Source organism: Shewanella sp. KX20019, from assembly GCF_016757755.1.
Lineage (GTDB): Bacteria > Pseudomonadota > Gammaproteobacteria > Enterobacterales > Shewanellaceae > Shewanella.
The window spans coordinates 1,762,799-1,779,621 of the sequence record NZ_CP068437.1 but is presented as its reverse complement, the minus strand read 5'-3'; the positions used below and the strand labels follow the sequence as shown (position 1 = coordinate 1,779,621).

At 45.2% G+C, this 16,823-nt stretch carries 9 protein-coding genes; 4 read left to right on the top strand and 5 right to left on the bottom strand.

All coding sequences use genetic code 11. From position 1 onward, the window contains the following. The first annotated feature begins 4 nt into the window (after positions 1-4). The 3 genes from JK628_RS07775 to JK628_RS07765 all read left to right on the top strand — a co-directional run bounded on the left by JK628_RS07775 (position 5) and on the right by JK628_RS07765 (position 6,226). Entirely contained in the window at positions 5-3,094 is a 3,090-nt protein-coding gene (locus JK628_RS07775; RefSeq protein ID WP_202288947.1) for an efflux RND transporter permease subunit, read from the top strand. A gap of 270 nt (positions 3,095-3,364) precedes the next feature. Then, entirely contained in the window at positions 3,365-5,368 is a 2,004-nt protein-coding gene (locus JK628_RS07770) for a methyl-accepting chemotaxis protein (protein ID WP_202288946.1), read from the top strand. Between the two features lie 441 nt (positions 5,369-5,809). Further along, positions 5,810-6,226 carry a DoxX family protein gene (locus tag JK628_RS07765; protein ID WP_202288945.1) on the top strand — a complete coding sequence of 139 codons (417 nt, stop codon included), beginning with the start codon at positions 5,810-5,812 and terminating at the stop codon, positions 6,224-6,226. A gap of 90 nt (positions 6,227-6,316) precedes the next feature. Here JK628_RS07765 and cydX read toward each other — a convergent pair whose 3' ends face one another. The 4 genes from cydX to purL form a co-directional block, all read right to left on the bottom strand. Further along, positions 6,317-6,433: a cytochrome bd-I oxidase subunit CydX gene (gene cydX / locus JK628_RS07760; protein ID WP_202288944.1), complete on the bottom strand. Its 117-nt coding sequence runs from the start codon at positions 6,431-6,433 to the stop codon at positions 6,317-6,319. A 15-nt stretch (positions 6,434-6,448) separates the two neighbouring features. Next, positions 6,449-7,588, bottom strand: coding sequence for a cytochrome d ubiquinol oxidase subunit II (gene cydB / locus JK628_RS07755; RefSeq protein WP_202288943.1), 1,140 nt, complete (start codon positions 7,586-7,588; stop codon positions 6,449-6,451). 15 nt (positions 7,589-7,603) lie between these two features. Beyond that, positions 7,604-9,160: a cytochrome ubiquinol oxidase subunit I gene (locus tag JK628_RS07750; protein ID WP_202288942.1), complete on the bottom strand. Its 1,557-nt coding sequence runs from the start codon at positions 9,158-9,160 to the stop codon at positions 7,604-7,606. A gap of 1,211 nt (positions 9,161-10,371) precedes the next feature. Beyond that, a complete protein-coding gene (purL, locus tag JK628_RS07745) occupies positions 10,372-14,253 on the bottom strand; it encodes a phosphoribosylformylglycinamidine synthase (protein ID WP_202289748.1) in 3,882 nt (1,293 codons plus the stop codon). Positions 14,254-14,543: 290 nt separating this feature from the next. Between purL and mltF the strand changes: the two genes are divergently transcribed. After that, positions 14,544-15,965, top strand: coding sequence for a membrane-bound lytic murein transglycosylase MltF (gene mltF / locus JK628_RS07740; protein WP_202289747.1), 1,422 nt, complete (start codon positions 14,544-14,546; stop codon positions 15,963-15,965). A gap of 211 nt (positions 15,966-16,176) precedes the next feature. Here the strand turns inward: mltF and tadA are convergent, their stop codons facing one another. After that, complete coding sequence (gene tadA, locus JK628_RS07735; RefSeq protein WP_202289746.1) at positions 16,177-16,707, bottom strand: tRNA adenosine(34) deaminase TadA; 531 nt, start codon at positions 16,705-16,707, stop codon at positions 16,177-16,179. Between the last annotated feature and the right edge of the window lie 116 nt (positions 16,708-16,823).

Below are 16,823 nucleotides of genomic sequence, written 5' to 3'. Positions count from 1 at the left end.
TAAGATGGTCAAAGCATTAGTTGAAAATGGCCGCTTAATTAGCTTAGTCATCGCATTATTACTGGTAGCGGGTTTAGGCGCTATTTCAAGCCTTCCACGGATGGAGGATCCTGATATTACCAACCGTTTCTCCTCGGTGATCACCCTATACCCTGGTGCATCTGCTGAGCGCGTCGAAGCGCTAGTGACCGAAGTACTCGAAAGTGAATTGAGGCGTTTAGAAGAGTTAAAGCTGGTGCAGTCTACCTCACGGCCCGGTATTTCAGTTATTCAGCTTGAACTTAAAGATAACGTCTTAGCAACTGCACCAGTGTGGTCTCGTGCTAGAGACATGATTGGCGACGCCAAAGGCTTACTGCCGAGTTCGGCACAAAATACCATACTCGATGACAAAGTCGGCTATGCCAATACCGCTATTTTAGGTATCGCATGGCGTGGTGAAGGTGCTGTTCGTACCGACATGTTAAACCGATACGCTAAAGAACTGCAGAGCCGACTACGACTGCTAAACGGTACCAATTTTGTCAAACTGTATGGCCAGCCGACTGAGGAGATCCTAGTACAACTTGACGGTAATAAGGTCAATCAACTGCAGTTAACATCGAAGGGCATAGCGCAGATCCTGCAAAATGCCGATGCCAAAGTGTCTGCCGGTGAAATTAACAACGATGATTTCAGAGCCTTAGTTGAGGTCTCTGGTGAACTCGATTCGATTGCACGTGTGCGTCAAGTGCCCTTAAAAGTGACCAGTAACGGACAGATCATTCGCTTAGGCGACCTTGCCAAGATCACCAGACAACCTAAAATGCCCGCCAGCAGTATTGCACTGGTTGAGCAACAACAAGGTGTGATGGTTGCAGCACGCATGCTCAACAATACCCGTGTCGATCTTTGGCTCGAAAAAGTGCGCGTTGTAGTGGATGAGATGCAAGCGGGGATCCCAGCCAATATCGAAATAGAATGGCTGTTTGACCAAGAGCATTATACCACTGATAGATTAAGCGGCTTAGTCGGCAGCCTGTTGCTAGGTTTCATCATTATTCTAGCGGTTTTAATGCTAACGCTCGGGCTTAGAAACGCCGTTATTGTGTCGTTGTCACTGCCATTAACCGCGCTATTTACCCTCGCTTGTATGAAATACATCGGGCTGCCTATTCACCAAATGTCTGTCACCGGCTTAGTCGTTGCGTTAGGGATCATGGTCGATAACGCGATTGTAATTGTGGATGCTATTTCCCAGCGCAGGCAACAGGGAAAAGACAAGATCCAAGCAGTTAAAGAGACCTTGCAGCATCTATGGCTACCCTTGGCAGGTTCAACGATAACTACCATGCTGGCGTTTGCACCGATTGTATTGATGCCAGGTGCCGCAGGAGAATTTGTTGGCGGTATCGCAATCTCAGTGATGTTTGCCCTGCTCGGTTCTTTTATTATCTCGCACACTATTATCGCCGGACTTGCAGGCCGTTTTGGGGTCGACGGCAAAGGTACTCAGTGGTATCACCATGGCATAAAACTGCCAGCGATGAGCAATGCCTTTAAGCGCAGCTTGTCTTTTGCCCTGTCTCGTCCATTACTCTCTGCGGTCGTCATTGGCGTATTGCCAGTGATGGGCTTTATTGCTGCAGGGCAAATGACCGAACAGTTTTTTCCGCCATCAGACAGGGATATGTTTCAGATAGAGGTCTACCTCGCGCCACATGTCAGCGTTGATAATACCCGCATTCAAGTCGAAAAAATGGATAGCGAACTGCGCAAAACCGAAGGTATAACTCGCATTGATTGGGTTATTGGCGGCAACGCGCCCTCTTTTTACTACAACCTATTACAACGGCAACAAGGCGCCAGTCATTACGCGCAAGCCATGGTTAAAGTGCGTGACTTTGATACTGCTAATATACTTATTCCACAGCTGCAGAGATCCCTCGACTTAGCGTTCCCACAGGCGCAAGTTATTGTGAGAAAACTAGAACAAGGCCCGCCTTTTAATGCCCCAGTTGAGCTCAGAATATTTGGCCCCAATCTTGACCAGTTAAAGCTGCTTGGTGAGCAGGTAAGAAAGGTGCTGAGTGACACCAAAGACGTGATCCATACTCGCGCCACGTTAAGCGCTGGTGCACCCAAGGTATGGCTACAGGTCAATGAAGATGCAAGCCTAATGAGCGGTTTGTCGTTAACCGACATCGCCAAACAAGTTGAAATGGCGACCACAGGTATTAATGGTGGCAGTATATTAGAGCAAACGGAGTCACTGCCCATTAGAGTGCGCTTGCACGACAGTACCCGACAAGAGCAAACAAAACTGTCTGCTTTAATGCTGGTATCGAGCAGTGGTAATAGTATTCCATTATCAGCGATATCGACCAACAAAATAGAGGTGAGTCGCGGCGCGATCCCCCGTCGTGATGGTCAACGCGTTAATACTATTGAGGCTTACATCACTAGCGGTGTATTACCCCAAGAAGTCTTGAACCATGCTAAAGAGCAGCTCGACGCAATTGCACTACCCAGTGGTTATAAAATTGAGGTGGGTGGTGAAAGTGCCAAGCGAAATGAAGCTGTCGGTAATCTAATGTCTAACTTGGTGTTAGTAGTGACCTTGCTATTCGCCACAGTGGTGCTGTCATTTAACTCATTTAGATTGACTGGCATTATACTCTTTAGCGCGATGCAGTCGGCAGGTCTTGGCTTGTTGGCTGTTTATACCTTCGGTTATCCGTTTGGCTTTACCGTTATTATCGGCTTGCTTGGCCTAATGGGGTTGGCGATTAACGCTGCCATCGTGATTTTAGCTGAGCTTGAAGAGGTGCCAGCCACTCGTAGTGGCAACGTCCAAGTGATTGTCGACCTCGTCAGTAGTTGTGGTCGTCATATCGGCTCAACCACTATTACCACTATTGGTGGCTTCTTACCTTTGATTATTGCAGGCGGCGGATTCTGGCCACCCTTTGCTATTGCCATTGCGGGCGGAACACTACTCACCACCCTGTTATCCTTGGTGTGGGTACCGACCATGTATCATTTAATTATGCGCCCTAAAAAAACCACCGCTGCCGACTCGTCTTTACCGTTAACGGCAAAAACAACGGGTTAACCCTCTTATTGAGGCTGCCATAGCGTGAATTAAGATGATTTAGGCGAACATCATATGTCCTCGTAATAGAGGACATATGGTGCCTTCTTATACTCACTCTAACCTCTACACCCACCTATTTGTTTTGTGATTCAACAAAATAGCCAAATTAGTCGCTTAATTTTTTAGCATTTTAGCTAAAACGACTTGAGTATTAGACCTACATCAAATCAATTACCCTTAATTTCCATTAAATTAACCGCAACATCCTACAGATAATATTAACCTGTCATGAATTATAAAAATTGGCCAGTGGCCAAACAGATTGGATTGGTCGCCTTTGTTCTTAGCATCATTGTTTTTGGCGCGTTAGGCATGACCTCGTATATCTCAGCCTCAAATATTTTAACTGAGAAAGCAGAAGAGGCAATGCAAGACCAGATGAACGGCACCGCCGATCTTATCGAGCTGCAATACAACAGCTTACTGTCGCTCGCCCACCGCAATGCCGATGTTTTTAGAGCCATGTACCCTGGCAACTTTCATAAACCCAATAGAACCGTACGGGTACTGGGTAAAGACACTCCATCGCTAGTTCATGAGCGCCAACAAGTTAACTCATCAAAAAGCAAAGTCGATCGCTATGCCAATTTAACCGGCGGCAACGCCACGGTGTTTGTTAAAGATGGTGACGACTTTTTACGAATTGCAACATCGTTAAAGAAAGCGGATGGTAAGCGCGCTTTAGGCACCTATTTAGGGAAAAAACACCCGGGTTACAACAAATTACTACAGGGACAAATCTATGAGGGCTATACCCGCCTATTCGGTAAAGATTATATGGCGGTATATCGCCCGATTAAAAGTGCCGCGGGTGAGGTGATAGGGATCCTCTATATCGGCTTCGATATCAGCGACTCATTGACACAACTGCGGAGTTCAACCAACTCGCTGCGCCTCGAAGAAACAGGTAGTTTTCTTATTATACGTAAATCAGATCAAACGATTGTCGCCCACCCCGGCCATGAGATCGGCGGTGAAGTTGACAGAAATGTGCTCGATGGTATCACTGTAGAGCAGGCCCTAACCGATCGAGGCTCATGGGAGTACCTCGATAGCAATGGTGATAAGTCCTATGCTTACACTCTCAATATACCAGGTTGGAACTGGGCGTTAGTCGGTCAAGTGCCGATGAAGGAGCTCAATGAAGAGAGTAGTAAATTACTGAGCATTAATTTGATTTTTAGCACCATCGGCTTATTCGCTATCACTATACTGCTGTCGCTCATTTTACTCAGAACACTTAAGCCGCTACGACAGCTTGAAGTTCAACTCGACAATTTGGGTAGAGGCGATCTGTCACAAAGCTTCGCAAATAGCGATAGTGACTCAAATAACGAGGTCGACAAAATTACTCACAGCGCCTCTAGAATGGCCACTAACCTAAGAGAGCTAATTATTTCACTGCAGCAGTCTGTAACTTCACTGCAAGATCATGCGGTGCAAACACAAGAAACCGCCAGGCTTAATGGTGAAGAGTCGCAAGCATTAATGGCGCAGACAGATCAAATTGCTACCGCAATTGAAGAGATGTCAGCTTCCGTGCGTGATGTGGCCAACCATGCGAGCGAAGGTGCGCTTATGAGCCAACAAGTGGATGCAGCGACTCAAAATGGCCTCGATCGCCTCAATCAACTTGTTATCGATCTACAAAGCCTTAGCCAACAACTTGCAACGAGTCACAGTAGTGTTGAGCTTGTCAGTCAAGAGAGCATCGCGATTAGCCAAGTTACCGAGGTGATTAACAGTATTGCTGAGCAAACTAATTTGCTGGCACTCAATGCCGCCATTGAAGCCGCAAGAGCGGGTGAGCAAGGTCGTGGATTTGCCGTTGTTGCCGATGAAGTGCGTACTTTAGCCCAACGCACTCAAACCTCAACGTCTGAAATTTCGCACACTATTACCCAGTTGCAAAACCAAGTTAAAGCCACTGCAACTCAAATGAATCAAAGCAATGAACTTGGCGACCGCTCGGCAATTCAAGGCAAAGAAGCCACTGAACTGCTTATTACGATCACCCAAAGCATTGGTGAGCTCGCTATCGCATCAAGCAGTATTGCCAGCGCTACCGAACAGCAAAGCGCTGTAGCCGAGGAGATCACCCGTAATCTACATCAGATCACTGAGCTTGCTAGAGATGGCGAACAACGTTCTGGTGATACCGTCGATTCAGCTGAAGATCTTGCCGTTATCGCTAATGATATTAAGCAAAAAATCAGTGTATTTAAGGCGTGATCCAGCTCAATTAAAATTAATAGATCACATTCTGGCCTAGACCGCTTCTGAGTCATTTGAAGTAAAAGTAACAGCTTAAGCCGTTACTTTTATTTTTACGATCGTGATAGCCAAAGCTAAAGCGACATCCTGTCTGCCAAACCGTTTTGCCTTCCCGCTCATCATTTCTGCAATAACTGCTCTTTCAAGCTCGAGCAATCAAACTCATGTTCCAACGGCGTACTTACCTTTAATAATTTTGCCATCTGAATCAAGAAAATCATTCAATTTACAACCAAGATCCCTGTTGATATTTTTACAGTAATCATTTTATTCATTTATGAAGTGACAAGTATCTTTTGGACTGACATTCACTTTCAAAGGAAGATGTTTCACTGCATTAATCTAGACTACAAATTCGCTATTTACTTGATTAATCGATATGGATATACGGAGTTTAAAATGGAAAAAACTAAAACTAAAACGAAGGAGGAAGTCGCATTCATTCTTTTGAGGACTATCGTGGCTATCATTATTGCCAGTCACGGCTGGCACAGGCTGCTCAGCGGCGGTTATGAGCCATTTGGAGGCTGGTTAAGCAGTCAAGGTTTCCCGTTCGGTCTAGGCATAGCTTGGGCGATTACCCTGTTTGAGATCATCGGTTCTCTCTTCTTGATAACGGGCAAACAGTTACCCTATATTTGCGCCAGCTATATCGTGATATATATCGGTGGAATTTTCTTAGTACACTTACAGCATGGTTGGTTTGTTGTCGGTTCAGGGACCAATGGTATCGAATATAGTACATTGCTCGTTGTATCATTGCTTTGCATTGGTTATCCACATATGAATAAAAAAGATAATCTCAAAGCGCTGTAGTTTTAATCCCACCTGACTTGTAGATGATATAATCCGCAAAAAAAAGCCCCGATATATCGGGGCTTTCAGACTTATCAAACCAAAATGAGTTTAATCTTCGTGCTCAACATCTCGGTCCATATTTTCGGTATTTTCAAGCCACAGTGCGTTGATAATACCGAAGGAGCAGGCTAACAATACGCCTAAAATCCAAGCAAAATACCACATAGTCTAGGCTCCTTATTAATAGAGTGAGGTCTTGTTCTTTTCAATGAAGTCGCGCGATAAGCGGCCAAACATCTTCAAGTACGTAAACACGGTATAGCTCAACACAATCGGTACAAAGATGATTGCAGCCCATGTCATCACTGTGAGTGAAACTTCACTCGCCGTGGCATCCCACATCGTCAAACTGACGTTTGGCTCTAGTGATGATGGCATAACAAATGGGAACATCGCTGCACCACAGGTTAAGATAACTGCAGCAATACCCAGTGAGCTAAAGAAGAACGCAAAACCAGATCGGTTAATGCGGCTTGATAGCAACACTAAAATAGGCATAAGCAGGCCGAGTACAGGGAACAGCATAGTAACCGGATACTTATCGTAGTTAACCAACCATGCACCCGCTTCAACAGCAACAGTCTTCAATGTCGGATCTGATAACCCACCAGTGTCGATTGCTGAGGTGATGACATAACCGTCGATACCATTGATTAGCCATACGCCCGCAGCCCCAAAGAAGACAAACAATAGCACAGACAAGAGTTGCGACATCTTAGTAGCACGAACACGTAGCTCGCCTTCAGTCTTCATCTGTAACCAAGTAGAACCTTGCAACATAAACATGCTGACGCACACTAGGCCTGCAAGTATACCGAATGGATTCAGTAAGCCGAAGAAACCGCCGTGGTAGGTTGCACGAAGGTATTCGTCAAAGTTAAACGGCACCCCTTGCAATAAGTTACCAAACGCCACACCGATAATGAGCGGCGGAACAAAGCCACCGACAAATAATGCCCAGTCCCAAGACTTACGCCATCTTGGATCTTCAATCTTCGAGCGGTAATCAAAGCCAACAGGTCTTAGGAACAATGCAAACAGAACCAACATCATTGCGACATAAAAACCTGAGAATGACACGCCGTAGACCATAGGCCAGGCAGCAAATAATGCGCCACCGGCAGTGATCAACCAAACTTGGTTACCATCCCAATGTGGGGCGATTGAGTTAATCATAATACGGCGGTCAGTATCGTCTTTACCGATAATCGGTAACAACGCGCCTACTCCCATATCAAAGCCGTCAGTAACAGCAAAACCGATGAACAACACGCCAATCAGTGCCCACCAGATGAATCTTAACATTTCATAATCAAACATAATCAGATCTCCAGTTTAGGCATCAAGCTTTTCAAAGTGATAACGACCGGTCTTCAAACAACTTGGTCCTTTACGAGCAAACTTAATCATTAGATAAAGCTCAATCACTAGTAAGATTGAATAGAATGCGGTAATCGAAATAATACTGAATAATAGATCACCAACCGACAAGCTCGAGGCTGACATAAAGGTCGGTAACACTTCAGAGATAGTCCACGGTTGACGGCCATACTCAGCGACGAACCAACCACACTCGATGGCAATCCAAGGCAGAGGCAAGCTGTAAAGTGCCGCTTTAAGTACCCACTTCTTCTCTTCGATTTGATGACGCGTGCTTTGCCAGAATGCAGCAGCAAAGACGAACAACATAATCATACCGGCGCCCACCATGACACGGAAAGACCAGAACATAGGGGCAACATTTGGAATAGAGTCATCAGCTGCCGCTTTGATCTGCTCTTCAGTCGCATCAACCACGTTTTCGGTATAACGTTTCAGGAGTAAGCCATAGCCCAAATCAACTTTCGACTCTTCAAATGCAGCTCTAATCTCTGGTGTTTCATTACCTGCGCGAAGTTCCTCAAGTAGGCTGTACGCCACCATACCGTTACGAATACGCACTTCATGCTCCGCTATCAGATCTTTAATGCCGATAACTTCTTCATCAAGTGAGCGTGTTGCGATAATCCCCATTGCATACGGGATTTTAATCGCGTAATCAGTGTGTTGTGTTTCTTGATTAGGGAAGCCTACCGCGGTAAATGCTGCTGGAGCGGGCTCAGTGTGCCATTCAGCTTCAATTGCGGCTAATTTAACCCGCTGTACTTCACCGACTTTATAGCCAGATTCATCACCAAGCACGATAACAGACAAGATTGATGCCATACCGAAGCTTGCTGCAATCGCAAATGAGCGACGCGCAAAAGGTAGATCACGTTTCTTCAAGATATAGTAAGCACTAATCGACAGCACAAACATAGCGCCGGCAACATAGCCTGAAGCGACGGTGTGCACGAACTTAACCTGTGCTACTGGGTTGAATATCACTTCCGCGAAGCTAGTCATCTCCATACGCATGGTTTCGTAATTGAACACCGAACCCACTGGGTTTTGCATCCAACCGTTAGCCACTAAGATCCATAGCGCTGACATATTAGATCCAAGTGCGACTAACCATGTCACCGCCAGATGCTGACGCTTGCTAAAGCGATCCCAACCGAAGAAGAACATCCCGACCAATGTCGATTCAAGGAAGAAAGCCATCAAGCCTTCAATCGCTAAAGGCGCGCCAAAAATATCGCCTACGTAATGTGAAAAGTATGACCAGTTCGTACCGAACTGAAATTCCATTGCCAGGCCTGTAGCTACGCCGAGAGCAAAGTTAATTCCGAATAACTTACCCCAGAACTTGGTCATATCTTTATAGATCTGCTTATTGGTCATCACATAAAGTGATTCCATAATGGCTAGCAAAAATGCTAACCCCAAGGTCAAAGGTACGAATAGGAAGTGATACATAGCAGTCATCGCAAATTGAAAGCGCGACAGCTCAACAACCTCTTCTAAAATCATTTGTGACTCCTTAGGTGGTGCGTCCAGTAATTATTGTTAGATCCCCATCAACAATAGTGACTGCCTATATAGGATATATTAACGTAGCAAACTAGGTAGTTTATTTTCAAAAATACCTATTTAACTGCGTTTCGTTGTTTAATTCATAAATTTTGTAATTCAAAGCCAAAAACACTGACAGCAACCAGCCTAACATCGCAATATCACCAGTAAGTGTGACCACCATCTAATTTCGCAGATAAAAAAGCAACAAATTAGTTAATATCAGTCACTTGCAACACGAAATAGCGTTATCAGCAGTGAATTTATACCATTCAAAATTGATTCAAATCAATCAATGCATTTGCTTTTAGTCGTTTTTGGGGGGGAGTACACAATTACACCCACCCCGCCGTTGACAAAGAACAAAAAACACGCTAGGAATAACATTGACAACGCTTAAACAAGTTATTTCAGCCGCTAGCAACATAATTCTATCCATAAATAGGAAAAAAGAAAACCAATCACATATTGCGACAGCAATGCTATTGCTAATAGAATCCTACAAACCACCACGCACAACAATAAATACATAAAATACAGCAACTTAACACTTTACGCTCAAAACAAGAAATAACAACCCCGACAATACGGATTAGTTTTACTAATCTCTACATGTAATTTTTCTCGTTTGATGAAAAACATTGCCTCGCATAGAATGAGCACCAAGTTAAGGAGACAGTCAATTAACCCCGGCGAAGTTACCCGGAAAGACTGCCTCCGCTTACATCATCAACCAAGCGTGGAGATACGATTATGAATACATTTTTTGAGCGTCTAGTTAGCAGTTATCAGCGTGTTTTCGTTGAGCTTTATACCTCAAGAGAACGTTAATTCAAGTTTTCTTTGCAAGATTATTCTTGAAGTTTTGTTAGCGCAAAGCGGCCACTCTTAGCAATAAGAGTGGCTTTTTAATATTCAGAACCCTCTCGTTTATAAGTTTTCCTTTTCATTAGCTTTTCTCGCTAACTTGCAATAAGTTTACCTAGTCATTCGACAGCCTCTAACAACAATAAAACAGCTTAATTAAGCATTACATGCATCACTAAACTTAAGCTAATAGCCTGTTTAACTACTCTTTTTCTATCTCAATTTCTACTGAAAAAAAAAGCCCCTAACATTTAGGGGCTTTTTTAATGGTTAACGTTAGCGCATTGATACGCAAAGGCTAATTAACCAATTGATTTTCTAACGTTACGGAACATTCTCATCCATGGGCTATCTTCACCCCATGAATCAGGATGCCATGAGTTGGCAACCGTTCTAAATACACGCTCAGGATGCGGCATCATAATAGTGACTCGGCCATCGGTTGAGCTTAACGCGGTAATCGCATTTGGCGAACCGTTAGGGTTTTGCGGGTACTGAGTGGCAATTTGACCATTACCATCAACATAACGCAGTGCAATAGTACCCGACGCTTCAGCGGCAGCTAATGCCCCTGGTGATGCAAACTCAGCACGACCTTCGCCATGAGAGACAGCAATCGGCATACGCGAACCTTGCATCCCTTGGAAGAACAACGATGGGCTCTTTTGAACTTCAACCAAGCTAAAGCGCGCTTCAAAACGCTCAGAGCGGTTACGTACAAAGTGTGGCCATAGTTCAGTACCAGGAATGATGTCTTTTAGATTAGACAGCATCTGACAACCGTTACACACACCAAGAGAGAAGCTATCGTTACGCTCAAAGAACTGGCTAAACTGCTCACGAGCACGCTCGTTAAACAAGATAGACTTAGCCCAACCTTCACCAGCACCCAGTACATCACCGTAAGAGAAGCCACCACAAGCCACTAGGCCTTGGAACTCTTCTAAGCTAATTCGACCGTTTAAAATGTCACTCATGTGAACATCTGTTGATTCAAATCCTGCACGGTCAAATGCTGCAGCCATCTCTATATGCGAGTTAACCCCTTGCTCACGAATGATAGCCATCTTAGGTGCAGCACCTTTTAAGATAAACGGCGCTGCAACGTCTTCACTAGGATCAAAGCTTAAATCAACAGTAAGACCAAGGTCGTTATTGTCTTGTTTAAGCGCATGCTCCTCTTTGGCACATTCAGGGTTATCACGCAGCGACTGCATGCGATATGTCGTTTCAGCCCACATAGTACGCAGTGATGTACGCGACTCAGTTAAGATCTCACGCTGTCCATCAAAGATAGCGATTTGATCAGTATCGTTGATGCTAGCCACTTTATGACAAGGCACGCCAACTGCGGCAAACTTAGCGCTAATGACAGCAGACTGTTCACTACTCACCTGGATAACAGCACCAAGCTCTTCATTAAATAGACGCTCAACGTCAGTTCCAGCTAAGGCGCCTAAATCAATATTTAAACCAGTGTGACCCGCAAATGCCATCTCAACGAGCGTGGTGTATAAGCCACCGTCACTTCTATCGTGATAAGCAATAATTGACTTGTCTGCCACTAACGGCTGAATGACTTCAAAGAAGCCCTTTAGGGTCGCTGAGTTATCAAGATCTGGCGCGATATCACCCAGCTCACTATAAACTTGTGCTAAACAAGACCCGCCAAGACGGTTCTTACCTTGCCCTAAATCTAGTAGCAATAGCTCGCTATCACCTTTATCGGTGCGAAGCTCTGGTGTGACAGTGTTGCGAATGTCCTGTACCACACCAAAAGCGGTGATCACCAGTGACATTGGTGAGGTAACCGCTTTTTGAACGCCGTTATCTTCCCATGCCGTCTTCATCGACATTGAGTCTTTACCGACTGGAATGGTCAGTGACAAATCAGGGCATAGCTCTTCGCCAATCGCTTTTACCGCTTCATACAGACCCGCATCTTCACCTGGGTGACCCGCTGGTGACATCCAGTTAGCAGATAACTTGATACGCTTGAACGAACCAATATCAGTACCGGCGATATTCAAGATTGATTCAGCCACAGCCATACGCGCCGATGCGCCAAAATCGAGCAGTGCCAGCGGCGTACGCTCACCTATCGACATTGCTTCACCGACATAGGCATCATAGCTTGACGCTGTCACGGCACAATCTGCAACTGGAACCTGCCATGGGCCAACCATTTGATCGCGATTAACCAAGCCAGTTACCGTTCTATCGCCAATGGTAATGAGGAAGGTCTTCTCTGCAATCGTCGGCAAGCGTAGCAAACGATGCGCTGCTTCTTTAACTGTGATATTGCTTTGATCTAGTGCTGCTGAATTAGCTTTAGCGCTGACCACATCACGGCTCATCTTAGGTGCTTTACCTAACAACACCTCTAATGGTAGATCAATGGGGTGATCTTCGAAGTGTTCATCACTTAGGATCAGCTCTTTCTCTTCCGTCGCGATGCCGACAACGGCAAACGGTGCACGTTCACGCTGACAAATAGCAGTGAATATATGTAAGTTTTCAGGGGCGATTGACATAACGTAGCGCTCTTGCGACTCGTTGCACCAGATCTCAAGCGGGCTCATGCCTGGCTCATCTGAGGGTACGTTACGCAGCTCAAATTTACCGCCACGGCCACCATCATTGACGAGCTCAGGGAAGGCATTTGATAAACCGCCAGCGCCCACATCATGGATAAATTGGATTGGGTTTTCATCACCCATCTGCCAACATCTATCGATAACCTCTTGGCAACGACGTTCCATCTCAGGGTTTTCACGCTGAACAGAGGCAAAATCTAAGTCTTCACTTGATTGGCCAGATGTCATAGAAGAAGCTGCACCACCACCAAGACCGATGTTCATTGCAGGGCCACCTAGCACGACAAGCTTAGCGCCAACGGTGATCTCGCCTTTTTGCACATGGTCTTCGCGAATGTTGCCTAAACCACCGGCAAGCATAATCGGCTTGTGGTAACCACGCACTTCAACGCCATTGTGGCTGTTAACTTCCTGCTCGTAGGTACGGAAATAACCCACAAGTGCTGGACGACCAAACTCATTGTTAAATGCAGCGCCGCCAAGTGGGCCTTCTGTCATTATATCGAGTGCGGTAACGATGCGATCGGGTTTGCCATAATCGGCTTCCCATGGCTGCACAAAACCTGGGATTTTAAGGTTTGAAACACTGAAACCGGTAAGTCCTGCTTTTGGCTTAGAGCCACGACCTGTTGCGCCTTCATCACGAATTTCGCCACCAGAACCTGTCGCAGCTCCTGGGTAAGGGCTTATGGCCGTCGGGTGGTTATGGGTTTCGACCTTCATCAAGATATGCATAGGTTCGGTGTGATAAGCGTAAACACCATCTTGTTTTGGGAAGAATCGTCCCGCTGTAGCACCTGTCATCACCGCGGCATTATCTTTATAAGCTGAGAGGACATTATCGGGTGTGACAGCCATGGTATTCTTAATCATCTTGAACAGTGATTTAGGCTGCACTTCACCATCAATTGTCCAGTCTGCATTGAAGATCTTATGGCGACAATGTTCAGAGTTTGCCTGAGCAAACATCATCAATTCAACATCGTGCGGATTACGCTTTAACAGCTTGAAGTTTTCAACTAGGTAGTCGATTTCATCTTCAGCTAATGCAAGCCCTAACGTGGTGTTAGCAAGCTCAAGCGCACTGCGCCCTTTACCTAGAATATCAACGCTGTTGAATTTTGCCGGTTCTGTACGAACAAACAGCACATCCGCTGCATTAAAGTCAGTTAAAATCACTTCGACCATGCGGTCATGTAACAGTGCAGATAACGTCTTCTCTTGTTCAACAGTCAACTCATCAGCGACAACGTAGTAAGCAATACCACGCTCTAAACGCAATACTTTATCGAGTCCACAGTTGTGGGCGATATCAGTTGCTTTAGAAGACCAAGGAGAAATTGTACCGGGACGGGGTGTGACAAAATGGAGTTTACCTTCTGGCTGGTGTGCTTCAATAGCAGGGCCATAGGTTAAGATTTTTTCAAGCTGTTGAGTTTCATTTTCATCTAGTGATTCTTTCAAATCAGCTAAGTGGGTAAACTCGGCATAGATTTGGCGCACTGGTAGTGCTGCCGATCCACAAGCTTCCATCAGCTTCTGTACTCTAAACGCCGAAAGTGCAGGGGCTCCGCGAATGATCTCCATCACGTCTTTTCACCTTATAAATTATAATTGCAGGGTCAGATCTGGCGCTATTATAGGGAAATGTTTGCCACAAATCATTAGCAGTCACTATAGAAAACAGTGTTTCCTGTATAGGAAAAAGCACTCACTATTTTTTGTCGATTTGCTGAGTGAATTTGCAGCAAAATCTCGATTTAGGGTCATAATAAAATAGCAGCCTAATTGAAAAATGGCATTTTTTTGCCATATAGCAGAATGTGGTATAATCGACGACTATTTCTTTATATTTTAAGCGCTAACCAATAATAATGATGAAAAGACTTTTGCTTGTTTTTACCTGCATAACCCTACTGGCTGCCTGCCAGAAGGTAGCAGTGGAGCAAGAGAAAGTCCGCGTAACGGCCCCTAAAACTGAATTAGTGGTTGGCACAATGTTTGGCCCGCAGATCTACTTTAGCTCTGGTCAAGGTGATTCTGGTTACGATTTTGAAATGGCTGAGCGTTTTGCCAAATACTTAAACCTAGAGCTGAAGATGCAGCCCTACGGTAATATCAGTGAGCTTTATAACGCACTAAGGCGCGGCGAAATTGATTTGATAGCCGCAGGTCTTGCTGATACACCAGCAAGAAGAGAGCAGTTTCGTGTTGGTCCGCCTTTATACCGAGTCAACCAAGTCTTAGTTTATCGTCAAGGCACGCCGCAGCCTAAAGACATTAACGACTTACAAGGTGATATTACCGTTATTACCGACTCTTCCTTTGTCGACACCTTAACTGAACTGCAAAAATCTAACCCTAATCTTGTTTGGAGTCAGGAAAAAGATAAAGATGCAGAGGAGTTACTCACTATGATAGCCGCTGGCGAGCTACTCTATACCATTGCCGACTCAACCAGCTTAGATATTAACAGGCGCTTTATGCCTGAGTTACGTCAAGGGCCTATCCTAAAAGAGAAACAACCCGTAGTTTGGTTGCTTCCCCCCAATAATAGTGACCGCCTCATGAGCCAGCTATTAGCATTTTGGCATACCGAAAAGCGCAGTGGCACCCTCGCCCACTTGAACGAAAAATACTTTGCTCACGTAAAACGTTTTGACTATGTCGATACACGCGCCTTTATACGTGCCATCGATAATAAGCTGCCTAAATATCAAGCGACGTTTGAAAAATACGCCGGAGTGATTGATTGGCGCAAGCTTGCCGCGACCGCCTACCAAGAATCACATTGGAACCCCAATGCACGTTCACCGACTGGTGTGCGGGGATTAATGATGCTCACGCTGCCCACGGCAAAACAGGTGGGAATTAAAAATAGACTCGACCCTTTTCAGAGCATCCAAGGCGGCGCTAAGTATCTCAACAGTATGCTTGAACGTCTGCCCGACTCTATACCAGAGAGTCAGCGGATGTGGTTTGCACTCGCATCATATAACATCGGTTTTGGCCATGTCGAAGATGCTCGTAAACTAGCCCAATCGATGGGGCTCAATCCGAGTGCTTGGCGAGATATAAAAGAGGTATTACCGCTGCTACAAAAGCGTAAACATTACCAGAAAACTCGATATGGTTATGCTCGCGGCAATGAAGCTGTGCACTATGTCGATAGTATCCGTCGTTATTACGACACGTTAGTGTGGATTGATAACCAGAATATGCTAATTGAATTAAAGGAAGTTGCGACTCAAACTGCCGACAATAGTGGCCAAACAATTGAAACAGCTCAACCACAGTAACGACGTAAAAACCGTCGAAACCTATAGATTTAATTGAATTTAATTAATTTAAACTTCATCTAACTAGGTTAAGCTATTTAGAAGAAACCTCCCACAGACCTTGGAACTGATATGAGAAAGAAAACGATTAACAATATTGCCGCACGTCGCCGTAATCAACTAAAGGCACGCCATGTAAAAAACCTTAATAGACAAAAGCAGTTCTTTGTTTTTATTCGCCCTTCTGACTAGCCTCGAGCTTAGCTTGCGCTTTAGCGGCCTTTTTCTCTTTTCTACGTCGCTTAAAAAAGGCACTTAACTGCGTAGCGCATTCAGTTTCAAGCACCCCAGAGGTCACCTCTACTTGATGATTAAACGCACTGTGGCGCACAATATCAATCACCGTCCCCGCAGCGCCCGTTTTCTGATCTTGCGCACCAAATACTAAACGGCTAATTCTCGAATGGACTATTGCACCGGCGCACATTGCGCAAGGCTCTAACGTGACATACAAGGTACTATCGAGTAGACGATAGTTTGCTAATACTTTGCCAGCTTGGCGAATACACTGCATCTCGGCATGAGCACTGGGATCATGTAGACCGATACTAAAGTTAAACCCCGCACTGACGACTTCACCGTCTTTGACCAATACTGCGCCTACTGGGACCTCTCCCTTCTCTTCAGCTTTTGCAGCCATCTGCATTGCCATCTTCATAAAGCGGCGATCTTGAGCCTGTTGCGCGGCCATTGCTTCACTCATGCCTTCATTGCTGTGTTCTGTGGGTGATGTATCGGGTTCTGACAAGTTTATCTCCAGCTGAGTCGCGGTTTTTCGCTGATAACGTTTTACTAACTCGTATTCTATCAATTGTGGTA

Bases quoted from the DNA above. Each gene is read 5' to 3' on its own strand.
- JK628_RS07770 (WP_202288946.1), top strand. From the start codon at position 3,365: ATGAATTATAAAAATTGGCCAGTGGCCAAACAGATTGGATTGGTCGCC.
- cydX (WP_202288944.1), bottom strand. From the start codon at position 6,433: ATGTGGTATTTTGCTTGGATTTTAGGCGTATTGTTAGCCTGCTCCTTC.
- tadA (WP_202289746.1), bottom strand. From the start codon at position 16,707: ATGAGTGAAGCAATGGCCGCGCAACAGGCTCAAGATCGCCGCTTTATG.
- purL (WP_202289748.1), bottom strand. From the start codon at position 14,253: ATGGAGATCATTCGCGGAGCCCCTGCACTTTCGGCGTTTAGAGTACAG.
- JK628_RS07775 (WP_202288947.1), top strand. From the start codon at position 5: ATGGTCAAAGCATTAGTTGAAAATGGCCGCTTAATTAGCTTAGTCATC.
- JK628_RS07750 (WP_202288942.1), bottom strand. From the start codon at position 9,160: ATGATTTTAGAAGAGGTTGTTGAGCTGTCGCGCTTTCAATTTGCGATG.
- mltF (WP_202289747.1), top strand. From the start codon at position 14,544: ATGAAAAGACTTTTGCTTGTTTTTACCTGCATAACCCTACTGGCTGCC.
- JK628_RS07765 (WP_202288945.1), top strand. From the start codon at position 5,810: ATGGAAAAAACTAAAACTAAAACGAAGGAGGAAGTCGCATTCATTCTT.
- cydB (WP_202288943.1), bottom strand. From the start codon at position 7,588: ATGTTTGATTATGAAATGTTAAGATTCATCTGGTGGGCACTGATTGGC.